Genomic DNA, 18,590 nt, shown 5'->3' with positions numbered 1-18,590 from the left:
GGGCGGCCACCGCGACGAGTACCGACGCGAGCACGCGATCGCTGCCGACCTCCAGCGCCGCAACCGCCACCTGGTCATCTGGTACGGGGAGCGCACCGGTTCGTACTGGGCCGCCACGCCCGCCGGGCTGGCGGAGGCCCCCGACATCGACGCCCTGCTCCTGCTGCTGTGGCCGCCCGCCACCCCGCGCACCGAACCCGCGCCAGAGCCGGCCCCGGCCGCCGCCCCGCCGCCCTCCACGCTCACGCTCCGTCCATGGGAGCGGACGGCGACCGACCGCCCCCGGCTCTCCACGGCCGCCTGACCGTCGCCGCGCCGAGGTTCGCCCTGGGGCGAACCTCGGCCCCGAAGTTCGCCCCAGGGCGAAGGTCAGTGGGTAAAGGACTTGCCCGCCCCGGCCGGGTTCCCTGATCCGGGTACGATGCCCGGTGGCCACAAGTGGCCAGAGTTCCGAAAATGACTTTGGTCCAGGGTTACTCGCAGGTCAGAACCGATAACCTGACCCGGCAGTTCGCGCGCTCCCTCGGCGCACCGCGCGCGGCCCCCGGCGGCATTGGCAGGCCCTGAGTGAAACCCCTGACCTCCACCGACCCCCGGTGCCTCGGCGGGATCGAGCTCCTCGGAAGACTCGGCAGGGGCGGCATGGGCGTGGTCTACGCGGGCCGTACTGACGAGGACACCCTCGTCGCCGTCAAGACCCTGCACCCCGACGGCCTGAGCCGCGACGACCTGCGCGAGCGCTTCGACCGGGAGGCCACCGCCCTGGGAATGGTACAGGGACCCGGCACCGCAGCCCTGCTTGCCGTGTCCGAGTCCTCCGATGAGGGGCCCTGGCTGGCCCTGGAGTACGTCCCCGGCCTGGACCTGGCCACCTACCTGGACCGCCACGACCCCCTGGACGCCGTCGCCGGGGCCGCGCTCGGCCTGGTCCTGGCCAACGCCCTCACCGACATCCACGCCGCGGGGCTGCTGCACCGCGACCTCAAACCCGCCAACGTCATGCTCGGCCCCGACGGCCCCAAGGTCGTCGACTTCGGCCTGGTCGCCATCGGCGGCGCCGGGGGAGACCTGACCATGACCGACATGCGGCTGGGCACCCCGCGCTTCATGGCCCCCGAACAGTTCACCGCGCCCACCCAGGTGACGGGGGCCGCCGACGTGTACGCTCTCGGCGCGGTCCTCGCCTACGCCACCTCCAAGCGCTACCCCTACGACGGCCCCACCCCTGAGGCCCTGGGCTTCGCGGTGGTCAACCCCGACAAGGCACCCGACCTGTCGGGCGTCCCCGCGCCGCTGGCACCGCTCGCCGGTGAGCTGCTGGCCTTCGCACCGGGCGAGCGCCCCGACCTGGCCGACGTGCGCGCCCGGCTCACCGAACGGCTCGCCGACGCCCACCTGTCGCCGGGCGCCGCCCGCGCCCTCCTCGCCGAGCGCACCTACGTTCCCGGCACCGGGAACACCGACGCGGTCCCGGCCGCCAGACGCCCCGCCCCGCCCACACGGGCGGAACCGGCCCCCGGCCCCTCCGTCATGGACACCGGCCTCGCCGGGCGCACGGCCGAGAGGCTGCGCCGCGCCTACGCGCGCCCGGCCGTGGCCTGACCGCCCGAACCACCATCGGGGCCGCCGACCCGCCGGGCGTCAACCGCGCTCCCGGCCCGCGCGTCGTCCCCACAGACCGCACACCACATCCCCGACCGACAGTGAGGCTCGTGCAGTGACCCAAGGCGAAGGAGCGATCCAGGCGACCCCGTTCGCCCCCGGCGCCCGGGTGGAGGTGCGGGACGCCGAGTGGATGGTGCGCACCTGCACCCCGGCCGCTTCCGAGGTGGACGGGCACATGGTCCGCGCCGTCGGGGTGTCGGAGTTCGTCCGTGGCGAGGACGCGGTGTTCTTCACCGGGATCGACGACGTCGCCCTCCTCGACCCCGAGGACACCCGGCTCGTCCACGACCCCTCCTCCGGGTTCGCCCAGACCCGCCTCTACCTCGAATCGGTGCTGCGCCGCACCCCGCTGCCCCAGTCCGAGCGCCGCCTGGCCATGCCCGGCAAGTTCCTGCTCGACGACCTCGTCTACCAGCAGCGCCCCGCCGAACTCGCCCTCAAGGCGCTACGCCCGCGCGTGCTCATCGCCGACGTGGTGGGCCTGGGCAAGACGCTGGAGATCGGGCTCACCCTCGCCGAACTCATCCGGCGCGGCCGCGGCGAGCGCATCCTCGTCGTCACCCCCCAGCAGGTCCTGGAGCAGTTCCAGCAGGAGTTGTGGACCCGCTTCGCCATCCCCCTGGTGCGCCTGGACTCGGTGGGCCTGGAGCGCATCCAGCGCGACATCCCCGCCGGCCGCAACCCCTTCCTGTACTTCAAGCGCGCCATCATCTCCGTCGACACCCTCAAGAACGAGGGCAAGTACGGCCAGCACCTGCGCAACATGCAGTGGGACGCGGTCGTCATCGACGAGTCGCACAACCTCATCAATGAGGGCAACCTGCGCAACCGGCTCGCCCGGCTGCTCGCCGCCCAGACCGACGCCCTGCTGCTGGCCAGCGCCACACCCCACAACGGCGACCCGAGGTCCTTCGCCGAACTCATCCGGCTGCTCGACCCGGCCGCCATCGCCGACCCCGAGAACTACACCGCCGAGGACATCGACCACCTCTACATCCGCCGCACCAAGATCCACCCCGAGGTCGCCGCCGAGATGGGCGACCAGTGGCCCGAGCGCGGCCCCTCCGAATCGGTGCGATGCGCCGCCACCCCGCCCGAGGAGGCCGTCTTCGCCGAACTCGCCCAGGTCTGGTTGGCCGGGGACGCCCGCGAGGGCGGGCCGGTGGTGCGCAAGGAGCGCCGCCTGTTCCCCTACACCCTGCTCAAGGCGTTCCTGTCCTCGCACACGGCCCTGTCCGCCACCGTCACCAACCGCCTCAAGTCGATCACGAGCAGGGCCGACGGCCGCCTCAAGGACGGCGAGGACGCGCGCGAGCACGCCGCCCTGCTCCAGCTCTCCGAACTCGCGGACAAGATCGACACCTCCACCTCCGCCAAGTTCCAGGGCCTGCTCACCCAGTTGCGCGAGATCGGCGTAGCGAAGAACAGCTCCACCCGCGCCGTGGTCTTCTCCGAGTCCGTGCCCACCCTGGAGTGGCTGCACGAGCACCTGCCCGGAGCCCTCGGCCTCAAGAAGGACCAGGTGGCGCTCATGCACGGCGGCCTGTCCGACACCGAACAGCAGCGCATCATCGGCGACTTCGCCCTCTCCGACAGCAAGGTGCGGGTCCTGGTCACCGGCGACGTCGCCTCCGAGGGCGTCAACCTGCACCGCCAGTGCCACCACCTCATCCACTACGACCTGCCCTGGTCGCTCATCCGCATCGAACAGCGCAACGGCCGCATCGACCGCTACGGCCAGGAGCACGAACCCCGGTTCAAGGCGCTCATCCTCACCTCCGCCACCGAGGGCGCCAAGGACGACACCGCCGTCGCCGAGAAGCTCCTGCACCGCGAGGAGCAGGCCCACCGCGCCATCGGCACCGCCGAGGCCGTCACCGGCCAGTTCAGCGCCAAGAAGGAGGAGGACCGGCTCATCCAGGACCTCTTCGCGGGCCGCACCGTCGAGGAGTCCCTCGACGCACAGAAGGAGGACACCGGGGACGACTGGCTGAGCGAGGTGTTCTTCGGCGACGTCGGCGTCCCCGACGAGGCCGCCGCACCCGAACGCGCCCCCGAACCCCAGTTGTTCGACTCCACCGAGCAGTTCGTCCGCGTCGCCCTGGACACCGTCGCCCGCGACGTGCACGTGGACGACGACGGGCGCATCCTCGCCTTCGAACCGCCCCGCGACCTCAGGCAGCGGCTGGACGCCCTGCCCAGCGACTACGTGCGCAGCCTCAAGGTCAAGGAGCGCCTGCGCGTCACCTTCGACCCCGCGCACGCCCGCAAGCGCCTCGACGAGGCCCGCGCCACCAAGACCACCTGGCCCGACACCGGCTACGTCAGCGACCTGCACCCGATGGTCGACTGGCTGGTCGACAAGGTGCAGGTCCAGACCCGCCGCAACGAGGCCCGCGTCGTCCGCGCCGACGTCGCCGCCCCCGTCTTCCTCGTCCAGGGCACCTACTCCAACGAACTCGGCCAGCCCACCGTCGTGGAGTGGATGGCCGTCACCGGGCTGCCCGACACCCCGCGCGTGGCGGACATGTTCGAGGCCCTCCGGCGCGCCGGGGTCGGACCCGGCATGGTCAACACCGGCCGGGAGGAGGACCTGGCCGCACTCCAGGAACTGGTGCCCGCCGCCGTGCGGGCCGCCCGGTCCCACCTGGAGACCCGGCGCGAGGCCTACGACGCGGTGATCGAGGGGTCCCTGGCCGCGCCCCAGCGGCGGCTGGAGCAGTGGCGCCAGCTCAGCCTCACCGGCCTGGGCGAGGACCCGCGCGCACAGCGCAGGAAGGGCGAGGTGCACGACACCGTCGCCGAACAGGAACGGCTCATGCTGCGGATGCGCACGGCGGGCGAACCGCTGCTGCGCGTCCTGGCCGTGGTGAAGGGGGAGAACTGAGATGGCCTACGACTCTCTGGCCAACCGGGGGGAGTACTTCTCCGCCCACTACCTGGCCGAAGTACTGCCCAAGCACCTCAAGGGCTCCAGCGGTCCGTTCAAGGACTGGACCGAGAAGGAGAAGCAGGAGAACGCGCGCGCCAAGGAGGAGGGGCGCCGCCCCGGCCCCGTGACCCCGCGTATGGGACTGCGCCGGCTCCGCTCGCGCTACTTCGACGACCGCCCCGCCCTGGCCGAGCACGCCGAACGGGTGCGCGAGGGCGGCGCTGTGAGCCCGGCCGAGGCCGACGCCCACCGCGACCTGCTGCACTCCCTGCACCGCGACGTCCTGCGGGCGCTGGGTTTCACCCCCAAGGACGAGCCGGTCGAGTCGCTGTTCGAGCACGGCGACGAGCCGCTGCCGGTCCGCCTGGCCTTGCACGAGCCCACCGTGGCCGCGATCGAGTGCGGCTGGGCGCCCGACGCCGACGCCGCCCTGGACCCCGACGGCGCGGGCCGACTGCTCGACCCGGTGGACCTGGGCGCGCGCGAGCGGATCGACCAGGGCACCAAGCTGGTCTCCTGGCTGTTCGCCCGTGACGAGAGGCTGCGCTACGTCCTCGTCCTGGCCGGCGGTGTGCTCGTGCTGGCCGACCGTTCGGTGTGGGGCGAGGGCCGCTACCTCGCCGTCAGCCTGGACATCGCTCTGGGCCGCAGCAACGCCGACAAGGGCGAGGAGCTCGGCACCATCGCCGCGCTCTTCGGCGCCCAAGCACTGATGCCGTCGGAGGACGGCGCCGCCGAGGCGATCGCCGAGCTCGTCGACGCCTCCCGCCAGCACGCGGTGGGGGTGTCCAAGGAGCTGCGCGAAGGGCTCCAGCGCTCGGTGGAGACCATCGCCAACGAGGTCCTGGCCCGGCTGCGCGAGGAGGGCGTACGGCCCGAGCGGATCGACACGGGGTCGAACCGGTCGTTCGCCGACGAGCTGGCCCGCCAGTCGCTGCGCTACCTGTACCGGATCCTCTTCCTGCTCTACGCCGAGGCCCGCCCCGATCTGGGCGTGGTGCCCGCCGACGACGAGGCGTACGTGCGCGGGTACAGCATGGCCCGGCTCGGCGACCTGGTGGTGAACGATCTGGTGGGGGAGGAGGCCCGGCGCAGCACCCACCTGTACCAGTCGCTGGACCTGCTGTTCCGGATGGTCAACGAGGGCCACAACCCGCGCGGTCGGATGCTCAGTGGAGAGGAGGCCCGGGCCGAGGGGGTGTCGGAGGGCGAGGGCTTGAGGTTCGAGCCGCTGCGCGCCGACCTGTTCGACCCCCAGCGGACGCGGCTGATCGGCCGGTCCCTGATCCACCCCGACGACGACCCTGACGAGCCGGACGCCCGCAGGCTCGACACCCGGCTGCGCAACGAGGCCCTGCACCAGGTGTTGCGGCGGCTGATGATCTCGCGTGGGAACAGGAAGGGCCGCGGCGGGTTCATCTCCTACGCCCAGCTCGGCATCAACCAGTTGGGCGCGGTGTACGAGGGGCTGATGTCCTACACCGGGCGCATCGCCGAGGAGGAGCTGTACGAGGCGGCCAAGAAGGGTGACCCGTCGGGCGGGTCGTGGCTGGTTCCGGCGTCCAAGGTCGACGACTACGCCGACGAGGTGTGGGTGCGGGTCAAGGACGAGAACGGCAAGCCGACCGAGGAGCGGGTGCGCTACCGGCCGGGGGCGTTCGTCTACCGTCTGGCCGGGCGCGACCGGGAGACGAGCGCGTCGTACTACACGCCCGAGTCGCTGACCCGGTTGACGGTGCAGTTGACGCTGCGGGAGCGGCTGGACCAGGACGGGACCGTCACCCCGGCGCGCGAGCTGCTGGAGTGGACCATCTGTGAACCCGCGCTGGGGTCGGGGGCGTTCCTCAACGAGGCGATCAACCAGGTGGCGGCCGAGTACCTCAAGCGGGCGCAGGCCGAGCGGGGCGAGGAGCTGGACCCCGAGAGCTACGCGACGGAGTTGCAGAAGGTCAAGGCCTACATCGCGCTGCACCGGGCCTACGGGGTGGACCTCAACGGGACCGCCGTGGAGCTGGCGGAGGTGTCGCTGTGGCTGAACGTGATGTACCCGGGCTTGCAGGCACCGTGGTTCGGTCTGCACCTGAGAAGGGGCAACTCGCTGATCGGTGCCGGGCGGAGGCTGTACAGCCCGGAGACGGTGAAGAACGGCGATTGGCTCAAATCCGCGCCGGAGGACGTGCCGTTCCGGGACGGGGAGATCCCGGAGGGGTACGTCCACCACTTCCTGCTGCCCGCGTATGGGTGGGGGAGTGTGGCTGCGGAGAAGGAGGCCAAGGCGCTCGCCCCGAAGGACACGGCCAAGCTGGCCGCGTGGCGGCGCGCGATGCGCAGGAAGCCGAAGACGAGCGGGAAGAAGTCGCAGTTCCGGCGGTTGCAGGATCTGTCCAGGCGGGTCGAGTTCCTGTGGGGGCTGGTGGTCCGGCGATTGGAGCTGTCGGAGCGGGAGATCAGTCGACGCGTGGACGTGTACGGCGCGGACTGGATCGACCAGCCCGAGGACGCCATTCCGAGGGAAGAGGTGCTGGAACACCTTGAGGAGAAGGGCACCCCGTACTGGCGGCTCAAGACGCTGATGGACGCGTGGTGCGCGCTGTGGTTCTGGCGGGTACAGCAGGCCGGGATGCTCGACGGCAGTGATGAGTCCTACGAGCGGTTGGGCAACACACTGGAGGTGAGTGGGGCCGGGGGCGACGGTTCGCTCTTCAGCGCGGTGCAGGAGAGCCTGCCGCTGTCCGAGGTAGAAAACTGGATCAAGTTCGCCGAGGCGCTGTTGGGGACCCACGACATCCCGGCTGACTCACTGTTCGGTGAGATCGAGAGTTTGTCGGACCTCGATGACGTAGAGGACTCGATCCCCGACCTCATGGGGATGAAGGACGAGTTCCGCTTGGGAGAGGCCTTCCCGTGGCTGCACGAGGTGGAGCGGCTGTCTGAGCAGCACGGCTTCTTCCACTGGGAGTTGCAGTTCGCGCATCTTTTCACGAATCGGGGCGGTTTCGATATTCAGGTGGGGAATCCGCCGTGGGTGCGGCCGAACTGGAATGAAGATAGCGTTCTTGCTGAGCTTGACCCTTGGTTTGAGCTGGAAAATAGAGTAAGCGTTGACCAGAAGAAGAGTCGCAAGAAAGGTCTGCTTGGTCGAAGTGGCTCAAATTCTTATATCCTAAATGAACTTGTGTATGTTTCGGGTGTTAGTGAATTCTTGTCACAAGTTGTGACATACGAAGCGCTCTCGGGCACTAGGCCTGACTCATACCGTGCCTTTATGGTTCGGGTTTGGGGTAATTCCGGAGTCTTTGGGTCAATTGGAATGATCCATCCTGATACTCACTTTGGTGGTGTTCGGGAAGGGGGACTCCGTGCCCTAGCCTACGGCAGGCTGAGAATTCACATTCATTTTCGTAATGTCGGAAACTGGGCCTTTCCTGAGCCTGTTAATCGTAATACAGAGTTTGGACTTCATGTCTATGGAACCGCTCGAAAAGTAAGGTTTACTAGCCTCAATTGGATATTCTCTCCCTCGGTTGTTGTTCCTTCTCTGGAACATGATGGTTTCGGCGATGTCCCTGGGACTAGGGTCGAGGGCAGATGGGATCTTCGGCCTCATTTGGCGCGTCTGATTGAAATTGATGAGGATCTTCTGTCAACTTGGGGTAGGGTCGTCAACGACGATGGAAGGTCGGTTGACCAAATTCCGATGCTCTATCCGGTTACAACTGATGAAGCTGAAGCTTTGTCCTACCTGGGCAGGTACGAAAGTCGCGTGGGTGGGTTAAATCCCCTGATCAGTCGTGGATTTGATGAGGTTTCGGCAAAAAGAAATGGATTCATCAGGTGGAATACCGGCTCGGTGAAGAATCTTGGAGAGCTTATTTTTCAGGGTCCTCATTTTGGCTTGTCGCAACCATTTTCCAAGCAGCCAGACATTCCTTGTAGGAATAATCACGACTGGTCTTCATTTGATTTGAGAAGCCTGCCTTTTGATTTTGTGCCCATGGCAAATTACGAGCGCTCTGTCCGATTTGATGACTATATGGCGGCGCAAGATTCATGGCTTGGTCGAAAATATTCAGAGTACTATCGTCTTGCTTGGCGTCGAATGATCCCGTTTAATACGGAGAGGAGTTTGTATGCATCATTGATTCCACCGGGTCCTGTTCATGTTCACGCAGTTAATTCAATGTGGATTAAGAATAATCGAACTACAGTGTTGAATGCTGGGTTCTGGGCCTCTCTTCCCTTGGACTATATTCTTCGTATTACTGGGCGTTCGGATCTTCAGGTTGCTGAAGCTCGCATGATGCCCGCTCCTATGCCTGAACATCCTCTCGAAAATGCATTGCTTGTTCGTGCCATGCGACTCAATTCGCTCACCAGCGCCTATGCTCCACTGTGGTCTGAACTCTACGACGGATCCTGGAATGAGCAGAAATGGGCAGTTGGCTGGGAAGGAATCGCACCACTTCAGAAAGTCACTCCTGAATGGGAGCACGCCTCGCCCCTCCGGGGGGAACGCGAGCGCCGCGCTGCCCTCGTCGAACTCGATGCCCTCGTTTCTGTCTGGATCGGCATGACCGCTGACCAACTTGTGGCGATCTACCGTGCGCGCTACCCCGTTCTCACTGAACGCGAAGCCAAGCTCTGGTTTGACGCTGACGGTCGAAGAATCGCTGAGAACAGTTACGCCTTCGGCTTCGGGCAAACCAAGGAACACTTCCTCCAGCTCCAGAAGTACCTGGAGACCAACGACCCCGCCGACATTCCCGAGGGCTACACAGCTCCCTTCTACAAGGCGGACCGGGAACGCGAGTACCGCGAGGCGCACGCCTACTTCACGGAGATCGTCGAGCGCGCCAAGCGCGACGGCACCTGGGACGGGGAGGTCTGACCGCCATGCAGCCCACACTCGCCGCCGCAGAGGTGCGCCGCAACATCACCCAGTACCTCTCCACCACCTTCGCGCTCGCCGACGAACCCGTGCGCGAGGGCCTGGACTCCTTCTTCAACGACCCGGTCCAGGGCATCTTCCGCGGCCCCTACCTGCGCGTCCGCACGCCCTTCCGCCACTCGGACGACGGCTGGCGGGACCACCTCGAATGGCGCCCGGCCGGCTTCACGCCCTTCCTCCACCAGGCCAGGGCCTTCGAGCGCCTGTCCACCCTCCGCGGCCCCGCCGAGCCCACCCTCATCACCACCGGCACCGGCTCCGGCAAGACCGAGTCCTTCCTCATCCCCCTCCTGGACCACTGCCGCCGTGAACGCGCCCACGGCAACGACGGCGTCAAGGCCGTCCTCCTCTACCCGATGAACGCCCTGGCCACCGACCAGGCCCAGCGGCTCAACGGCTACCTCGCCGACCCCGCCCTCTCCCAGGTCACCGCGGGCCTCTACATCGGCGACACCCCCGAGACCGGACACGACCGGGTGATGACCGCCCGCGGTCAGATCCGCCGCCAGCGGCCCGACATCCTCATCACCAACTACAAGATGCTCGACCTGCTCCTCCAGCGCGAGCAGGACCTGCCCCTGTGGAAGGACGCGGCCCTCACCTACGTCGTCGTCGACGAGTTCCACACCTACGACGGCGCGCAGGGCACCGACGTGGCCATGCTGCTGCGCCGCCTGTCCGCCGCCACCGGCAACGCGCGCCCCGGCCGCCCCCTCGGCGGCATCTGCCCGGTCGCCACCAGCGCCACCCTCGGCCAGGACGGCACCGACGCCGCCGCGGACGCCGCCGACCCCGGGACCCGCATCCGCGAGGTCGCCGCCACGGTCTTCGCCACCGAGTTCGGCCCCGACTCCGTCGTCGGCGAGGACCGCCTGGACATCGACGAGTTCATCCCCAAGGTCGAGTACGACCTCCCCGTACCCGACCCGGTCGTGGTCGCCCGCATCCCCGACCCGCACGGCGACCCCGCCGCCATGGGCCGCATCATGCGCGAGTTCACCGGCCGCGACGGCCTCGCCCCCCGCGAACTCGGCGCCCTGCTGCGCCAGCACATCCTCACCAAGGCCGTCCTGGGCATCCTGGACGGCACGGTCGCGCCGATGGCCGCCGTCCTGGACAAGCTCCCCGAACGCGGCGCCTACGCCTGGGGGCGCGCCCTGCGCAGCACCCCCGAACTCACCGCCGAGGCCCTCGCCCGCTACGTCGCGCTGCTCTCCACCGCCCGCGACCCCGACACCCCCGACGGCGACCCCGACCGCCCCCTGGTCACCATCGAGACGCACCTGTGGGTGCGCTCGGTCTCGCGCCTGCTGCGCGCCGTCGCCGACCGGCCCTCCTTCGCCTGGCACGGCGAGACCCTGCCCGCCCTCGGCGCGGAGACCACCACCGCCAACCTGGGCCGCGTCAGCCTGCCCGCCGTCTACTGCCGCCACTGCGGCCGCTCCGGCTGGGCGGCGATCTCCCCCGAGTCCTCCCCGGCCGACCTGGTCACCGACCCCGACAAGGTCTACCGCGGCGCGATCGCCAGCAAGAAGTACGTGCGCCCCCTCATCCGGGCCACCCGCGCCGAAGCCGCGCAGAACCCCGTCGGGACCCTCGTCCTGCGCTCCTCCGGCTCCCACGTGCGCCCCGTGGACCCCGCCGACATCGCCAGACACGAGGCGGGCGACCTCGACGGCGTGTTCGTCCTCGCCGACACCGGCCACACCAAAGAGTCCTTCCGCGCCGCCGAGAACGACCGCTGCCCCGCCTGCGACGCCGACCAGGGCACCCGCTTCCTCGGCTCCGGCCTGGCCGCGCTCGCCTCCGTCGCCGTCACCGAACTGTTCACCGGCGGCCAGCTCGCCCACGACGGCGAGACTCCCAGGACGCTGATGTTCAGCGACTCGGTACAGGACGCCGCCCACCGCGCCGGGTTCGTCTCCAACCGCTCCTACACCTTTTCCGCCCGCTCCCTGCTCGCCTCCGGGCTGCCCGCCGACGGCACCCCCGTCGACCTCAACGACCTCATCGCCGACACCGTCCAGCGCGCCGCCGACCCCGCCTACCTGGCGTGCGTCGTCCCCCCGGACATGCACGGCCTGCCCGGCATCGACCGCCTCCTGGCCGGGGAGAGCGGCGGCGGCACCCGCGAATGGGACCTGGTGGGCGAACGCCTCGCCTTCACCGCCGTCCTGGAGTTCGGCCTGCGCTCCCGCCAGGGCCGCACCCTCGAACTCACCCGCACCGCCGCCGCCCGCGTCCACCTCGACCGGCCCGACCACGTCGCCGCCCTGGCCGCCGACGTGCTCCAGCACAGCGGTGCCCAGCTCGGCGCACGGCCCGACCCCGCCGTACTCCGCGGCTACGTGCGCGGCCTCCTCGAACGCCTGCGCACCCGCGGCGGGATCAGCCACCACTGGCTGGAGCCCTGGACGGCCAACGTCGGCACCCGCCGCTTCGGCACCATCTGGGGACGACGCCCCGACGGCATGCCCGCCTTCCCCAGACCCAGGGGCGGCGGCGGGCTGCCCGCCCCGCGCTTCCTCACCGACCAGCGCAAGGAGCGCAGCGAGTTCGACTCCATCGCCGGGAGCGGCAACTGGTACCAGGACTGGACCGTGCGCTGCCTCCAGGTCAGGCCGGACACGGCCACCCGCTACCTCGGCCGCCTCCTCGACCTGCTCCACGACGAGGGCGTCCTCACCCGCACCGGCACCGACGCGGGCGTCAACGTCTACGGGCTCACCCCCGGCCACGTCCAGGTGCGCGCCCTGGCCGACGAGGAGGCCGTCGTCGGCGGCGGCCTGCGCTGCCACGTGTGCAACTGGCGCCAGACCGCCCACCCCGAGGAGACCGCCGACTGGGCGGCCGCCGCCTGCCCCCGCTACCGGTGCACGGGCCGCCTCACCCCCGACGAGGACCGCCGCTTCCTCGACGACTACTACCGTCGCCTCTACCGGGAGGCGCGGCCCTTCCGCGTCACCACCGCCGAACACACCGGCCAGCTCACCCGCGCCCAGCGCGAGAGGGTGGAGGAGTCGTTCAAGCGCGGCACCCGCTACACCGACCCCAACGTCCTCTCCGCCACCCCCACCCTCGAACTGGGTATCGACATCGGCGCCCTGTCCGCCGTCGTCCTCGGCTCGCTGCCCACCGGCCCGGCCAACTACGTCCAGCGCGCCGGCCGCGCCGGACGCCGCTCCGGCAACGCCTTCCTGCTCACCCTCGTCGGCCGCCGCGCCCGCGAGCGCTACTACCTCGAAGAGCCCCTCGACATGATCGCGGGGCGCATCGCCCCGCCCGGCAGCTTCCCCTCCGCCGTGGAGATCCTGCGCCGCCAGTACACCGCCCACCTGCTCGACCTCGCCGCGCGCGGCGACCTCCCAGGCGTGCCCGCCCTGCCCGGCCGCGCCGCCGACCTCTTCGGCGACATCGGCTGGCTGCGCGGCTTCACCGAGAGCGCCCTCGCCCGCGGCGACCGGCTCGCCGCCGGGTTCCTCGACCTGTTCGGCGGCGCCGGGCAGGGCGTGGACCGCGTCGCCGCCGACCAACTGCGCCACCACGCCACCGCCGGACTGGGTGAGGCCGTCGCCCGGGTCGAGGAGGTCTGGGCCGAGCGCCTGCGCGACCTGCGCGAACGCGTGGAGGCCGTGAGCTCCTCCATCGACGCCCTCATCGACTCCGACCCCGAGCAGAAGCGCCGCAAACGCGCCCTGCGCGCCGAACGCGGCGCCGTGCGGAAACGCATCGGCGAGATCGGCCGCACCAGCGCCCACGGCTGCCTGGTCGACCTGGGCCTGCTGCCCAACTACTCGCTCGTCGACAGCGCCACCGAACTGGAGGCCACCCTCACCTGGGAGGAGGCGGGCGCCGAGGGAGACCGCGAGTTCCGCAGCGAGGTGCGCGAGTACCGGCGGCCCGCCGTGCGCGCCCTCACCGACTTCGCGCCCGGCAACCACTACTACGTGCGCGGCTACCGGCACGAGGTCGATGGCCTCGACATCGGCTCCATGCACCGCCCCGCCTGGCGCGACTGGCGTGTCTGCCCCGCCTGCGGGTACGTGCGCACCTCCAACGCCGCCGCCGACACCGCGCCCTGCCCGCGCTGCGACAACGCCGCCATCGCCGACCGGGCCAGCCTCTACCGCGTCCTGGAGCCCACCCGCGTCCACGCCCGCGACCGGCGCGACGACGCCCTCATCCGCGACGAGCACGACGAGCGCCGACGGGTCTACTACGAGACCGCCACCGCCGTGGACATCCCCGACGAGGCGATCGCCCCCGGCGCCTGGCGGCACGCCACGCGCGTGTTCGGTGTGGAGTTCACCCGCCGGGCCGTGATCCGCCGGTTCAACCTCGGTGCGCTGCGCATGAACCGCACCGCCACCGCCACGTTCGCGGGCAGGGAGGTCGTCCCCGCGCCCTTCCACGTGTGCCGCGCCTGCGGCGGCGCCACCGCCGACGAGCCGCGCGAGGCCGTCAGCGACCTGCTCGGCAGCTCCTACGACTCCCGGCCCGGCTACCACCGGCCGTGGTGCGGCCAGCGGCGCGGCGACCGCGTCGAGCACGAGCGGATCGTCCTCGCCCACACGCTGCGCACCGAGGCGCTGCGCATCCTGCTGCCAGTGGCCACCGTGCACACCGAGGAGCGCATCGTCAGCTTCAAGGCCGCACTCATGGCCGGGTTCGCGCGTGTCTACGGCGGCTCCCTCGACCACCTGGACGCCACCCTCGCCGTCATGCCCGACCGGGAGACCGGCCACCAGCGCCGCTACCTCGTCATCCACGACACCCTGCCCGGCGGCAGCGGCTACCTCGACCCGCGTTCGGGCGCCGACGGCATCCGCGAGATCCTCACCGCCGCCCACCGGGTCGTCGCGCACTGCCCCTGCAAGGAGAGCGAGGGCCGCACCGCCTGCCACCGCTGCCTGCTCGCCCACGTCAACGACCGCGGCTTCCCCCACGCCGACCGCGCCCTGGCCGAGGAGATGCTCGACGACCTCCTCCGGGACTGGAGGACCGACGGCATCGCCCGCACCGACGACATCTCCCTGTGGGACCAGGTGGAGAGCGAACTGGAGGCCCGCTTCCTCGACGCCCTCCAACGCTGGGCCGGCGGCTCCGGCAGCCGCCGCGCCTTCGAACTCGGCGCGCGCGTCGACGGCCGCCGCACCGCCACCCTGAAGCTCGTCGGCCCCGACGAAGCAGTGGTCAAGTGGCAGGTGCTGTTCCAGAACACCATCAGGGGCACCCGGCCCGACGTGGTGTTCCGCCGCACCGACACCAGCGGCGACCAGGTCGCCCTCTACCTGGACGGCTACACCTACCACGCCTCGCCCGAGCACAACCGGATCGCCGACGACGCCGACAAGCGCGCCCGGCTGCGCGCCCACGGCATCACCGTCTTCCAGCTCACCTGGGACGACCTCGACCACCTCGACGGCAAGGACGTCAAGCACCCGGTCTGGCCGCCCTACGGGATCAACGTGCGCAAACCGCTGCGGGAGGCCTACCGCAAGCGCGGCGGCGACCCCGAGGAACTGGACTCGGTGGTGTGGAACAGCCCGGCCGAGGCCCTGTTCGCCTACCTCGGTGCTCCCGACCGCGAGGCGTGGCGCAGGCGGGTGGAGATGGCCGTCTCCGGCATGATGGGCAAGCCCGGGAGAGAGGACACGCGCGGCGGGGCGGTGGAGGTCACCCCGCACATCGGCCCCGTCCTGCGCGGCGAACCGATGCCCGGCCCCCTGCCCGGGAAGGGGTGCGCACTGGTCCGGGGCACCGACGACGCCGGGTGCACGCTGGTGGTCGTGGCCCGCCAGGAGCAGGGCACCGCCCTGAGCGCCTTCACGGTCCTCGACGACCGGACCGAGACCCTGACCGCCGGCCTCGACGCCCACCGGCAGCGCTGGAAGGCGTGGCTGTACTGGGGCAACCTCGTGCAGTTCCTCGCCGGACCGGGCGGCGACGGCGGCCAGTTCGCGTTCAGCGCCCTCGACCACCTCGACGTGTCCGTCCTGTCGGCGGTCGGCGGCGACGGGCTCGACGACTCGGTCGCCCGGCGGGCGATGGAGGCCGACGAGACCGAGGAGCTGTTCGGTGACACCCTCGCCAGTACCCGCGTCCAGAGCGCGGACCTGGAGGAGGGCCTGGCCACCCTCGTCGAGACCCTCGCCGGGGGCGAGCCCTCCGACGGCGCGCACCGGGTGCGGATCACCGTCGACCCCGCCTGGGTCCAGGTCAACGACCTCATGGACCCCGACGAGCCCGGCCTGGCCGCCCTGGCCGGGAAACTCGCCGACCGCGGCGTACCCGCCCCCGAGGTCGGCTACGAGCTGGGCAGCGGGATGTGGCCCGCCGAACTGGCCTGGCCCGACCACAAGGTGGCGGTGGTGCTCTCGGCCCGGCTCCACGGCAACGCCGCCGACAAGGAGCGCGGTGAGGCCGCCTACGCCGAGGACGGCTGGCACGTGGCCGAGGCCGCCCAATGGGACGTGTCCGAGCTGGTCAGCGTACTGGCCGCCGACGACGAGACGAGCGCGAGGGGATGAGCGTGCAGGACAAGGCCACACTGAGGCTGCTCGACAAGGCCGACAAGGAGATCCGCAAGCTCCCGCGCAACGTCAAGGGGGCGCTGTACGACTTCCAGTACAGGTTCCGGGAGAACCCCGACACCCCCGGCCTGCGGTTCAAGCCCCTCAAGGGGCACGACCGGCTGTTCTCCGCCCGCGTCACCGACGACTACCGCGCGATCCTCTTCCACGTCGGCGGCCAGGACTACCTCCTGGTGGCCCTGCGCCCCCGAGGGCAGGTCTACGACCACCTGGAGCGGTTCCGGTTCGGGATCAACCAGGTGACCGGCGCCCTGGAGATCTTCGACCTCGTCGCCTCCGCCGAGGCCACCGGCCCCGCCGGCGCCGACACGCCCCCGGCCGAACCCGCGCCCGAGCCCGTCGCGGAACCGGAGCCCGAACCGGCCGGGCCGCGCCCCCTGCTGGCCGACTACACCGCCGACCAGCTCCGCGACCTCGGCGTGGCCGACGGCCTCGTCTCCCTCGCGCTGTCCATCACCACCGAGAGCAGACTCCTCGGCCTGGTCGAGTACGCCCCCCGGCACACCGAGGAGGTCCTGCTCGCCCTCGCCGACGGCCGCGGCTACGACGAGGTGATGGACGAGGTCACCCGCCCCGTCGCCGCCGCCGAGCCGGTCGACACCACCGACTACCTCGCGGCGCTCGCCCGGCCCGCCACCCGCGTCACCACCTCCGACACCGATCTCCAGGTCGTCCTGGAGGACGACTTCGCCGCGTGGAAGGTCTTCCTCCACCCCACCCAGCGCAGGCTCGTCCACCGCGCCTACAAGGGCCCCGCACGCGTCAGCGGCGGCCCCGGAACCGGCAAGACCATCGTCGCCCTGCACAGGGTCAAGTACCTCGTCGACCGGCTCGGTCCCGGCTTCACCAAACCCGTCCTGCTCACCACGTTCAACAAGAACCTCGCCGCGGACCTGCGCGCCCGCCTGCTCGACCTGGGCGGACAGCAGCTCCTGGACCGGGTCGACGTGGTCAACATCGACGCGCTCGCCTCCCGGATCGTCAGTGAGACCGGGCAGGACCGTCGGCGCCGCCGTACGGTCGGCGACCACCAGGTGATCCGCGAGTGGCGCGACATGCTGCTCGAACTCGGCGAACAGGACTGGGACGCCGAGTTCCTCCACGCCGAGTGGAGCGAGGTGATCCTCGGCCAGGGCGTGCGCACCCGCGCCGAGTACTTCCGCGCGCGCCGCGCCGGGCGGGGGCAGCGGGTCAGCCGCGCCCAGCGCGCCGAGATCTGGCAGCTCGTGGAGCGCCTCACCATGCGCCTCCAGGACAAGGGCCTGTGGACCTTCCGCCAGGTGGCCGAGGCCGCCGCCCAGGCCGAGTCCGGCCGTGCGGCCAAGATCGCCGAGAACCGGCGGCGCGAGGCCGAGCACGGCGGCCAGATGCTCCACCGCATGGACCAGTCCCACGCCAGCCTGCGCTTCCGCTACGAACACGTGGTCGTGGACGAGGCCCAGGACCTCAACCCCGCCCACTGGACGCTGCTGCGCGCCATGGTCGACCACACCGACGACGACATCTTCCTCGTCGGCGACACCCACCAGCGCATCTACGGCAACCGGGTGTCCCTGGGCAGCCTGGGCGTCAACATCGTCGGCCGCTCCTCCCGGCTCACCCTGAGCTACCGCACCACCCGGGAGATCCTGGGTTCGGCGCTCGGCCTGCTCGGCGAGGAGACCTGGGACGACCTGGACGAGGGCACCGACACCCTGCGCGGCTACCGGTCGGTGCTGCGCGGCCCCCGCCCCGACTTCCACGGCGCCGCCACCTGGGAGGGGGAGACCGCGGCGCTGGCCACCCGGGTCGGCGCCCTCAAGGAGCGGGCACAGCGGGACGGCAGGGCCGCCTCCATCGCCGTGGCCGTCCCCACGCGCGGGATGGTCGGCGAGGTGGAGCGGGAGCTGGTGCGGGCCGGGGTGCGCGCGGTCTCGCTGGGCTCGGACGGGCCGCCCAAGGGGCACGAGGAGTCCGTGCACGTGGGCACCCTGCACCGGTTCAAGGGGCTGGAGTACCAGCACATGGTGGTCGCGGGCCTCACCGAGGGCCTGGTGCCCAACGCCGGTGTGGAACGCTACAAGGACACGGACGCCACCCGGTACGGCAGGGAGCTCCAGCAGGCGCGGTCGTTGCTGTTCGTGGCCGCCACCCGCGCGCGGGACTCGCTGCTGCTGTCCTGGCACGGCGAGCCCAGCCGGTTCCTGCCGCCCAACGCCGCCGAACTGGCGGCACGGAGTGCGCGCCGCGCCGCGGAGGAGGAGGCACCGGACCTGGGCGACGGCCTGTTCAAGCCCCCGGGTGCCCTGCTGTAGTGATGGGAGGAGCGCGGTCCGGGGTGCCGCCTCCGAGGCGGAGGCCGCGGTGTCGTGGATCGAGGAGGTGGCCGGGCAGGTCACCGCGATCCTTCCCGGTGTCCCGGCGGAAGCCGTCCAGACGGAGACGCCGGCCTGGCTGGCTCGGGCGGGGAGAG

The 18,590-nt window shown here is 70.6% G+C and carries 5 protein-coding genes and 1 pseudogene; all 6 read left to right on the top strand.

The window, feature by feature from the left end; translation table 11 throughout:
- A pseudogene (locus ACFHWE_RS16205) lies at positions 1-304 on the top strand (hypothetical protein); the annotation flags it as partial.
- Between the two features lie 263 nt (positions 305-567).
- A complete protein-coding gene (locus ACFHWE_RS16200) occupies positions 568-1,602 on the top strand; it encodes a serine/threonine-protein kinase (protein ID WP_416602480.1) in 1,035 nt (344 codons plus the stop codon).
- A 115-nt stretch (positions 1,603-1,717) separates the two neighbouring features.
- Entirely contained in the window at positions 1,718-4,552 is a 2,835-nt protein-coding gene (locus ACFHWE_RS16195) for a helicase-related protein (RefSeq protein WP_416602479.1), read from the top strand.
- Position 4,553: 1 nt separating this feature from the next.
- A complete protein-coding gene (locus ACFHWE_RS16190) occupies positions 4,554-9,485 on the top strand; it encodes an Eco57I restriction-modification methylase domain-containing protein (protein WP_416602478.1) in 4,932 nt (1,643 codons plus the stop codon).
- Between the two features lie 5 nt (positions 9,486-9,490).
- Positions 9,491-16,075, top strand: a complete 6,585-nt coding sequence (locus ACFHWE_RS16185; protein ID WP_416602477.1) for a DEAD/DEAH box helicase — start codon at positions 9,491-9,493, stop codon at positions 16,073-16,075.
- Positions 16,072-18,432, top strand: a complete 2,361-nt coding sequence (locus ACFHWE_RS16180) for a UvrD-helicase domain-containing protein (protein WP_416602476.1) — start codon at positions 16,072-16,074, stop codon at positions 18,430-18,432. The genes ACFHWE_RS16185 and ACFHWE_RS16180 overlap by 4 nt, the downstream gene beginning before the upstream one ends.
- Positions 18,433-18,590: the final 158 nt, after the last annotated feature.

Origin of the sequence: Nocardiopsis sp. LOL_012 (assembly GCF_048060475.1) — a bacterium.
Classification (GTDB): Bacteria; Actinomycetota; Actinomycetes; order Streptosporangiales; family Streptosporangiaceae; genus Nocardiopsis.
The sequence above is the reverse complement of the archived record's forward strand: the minus strand, read 5'-3'. Positions and strand labels throughout refer to the sequence as shown.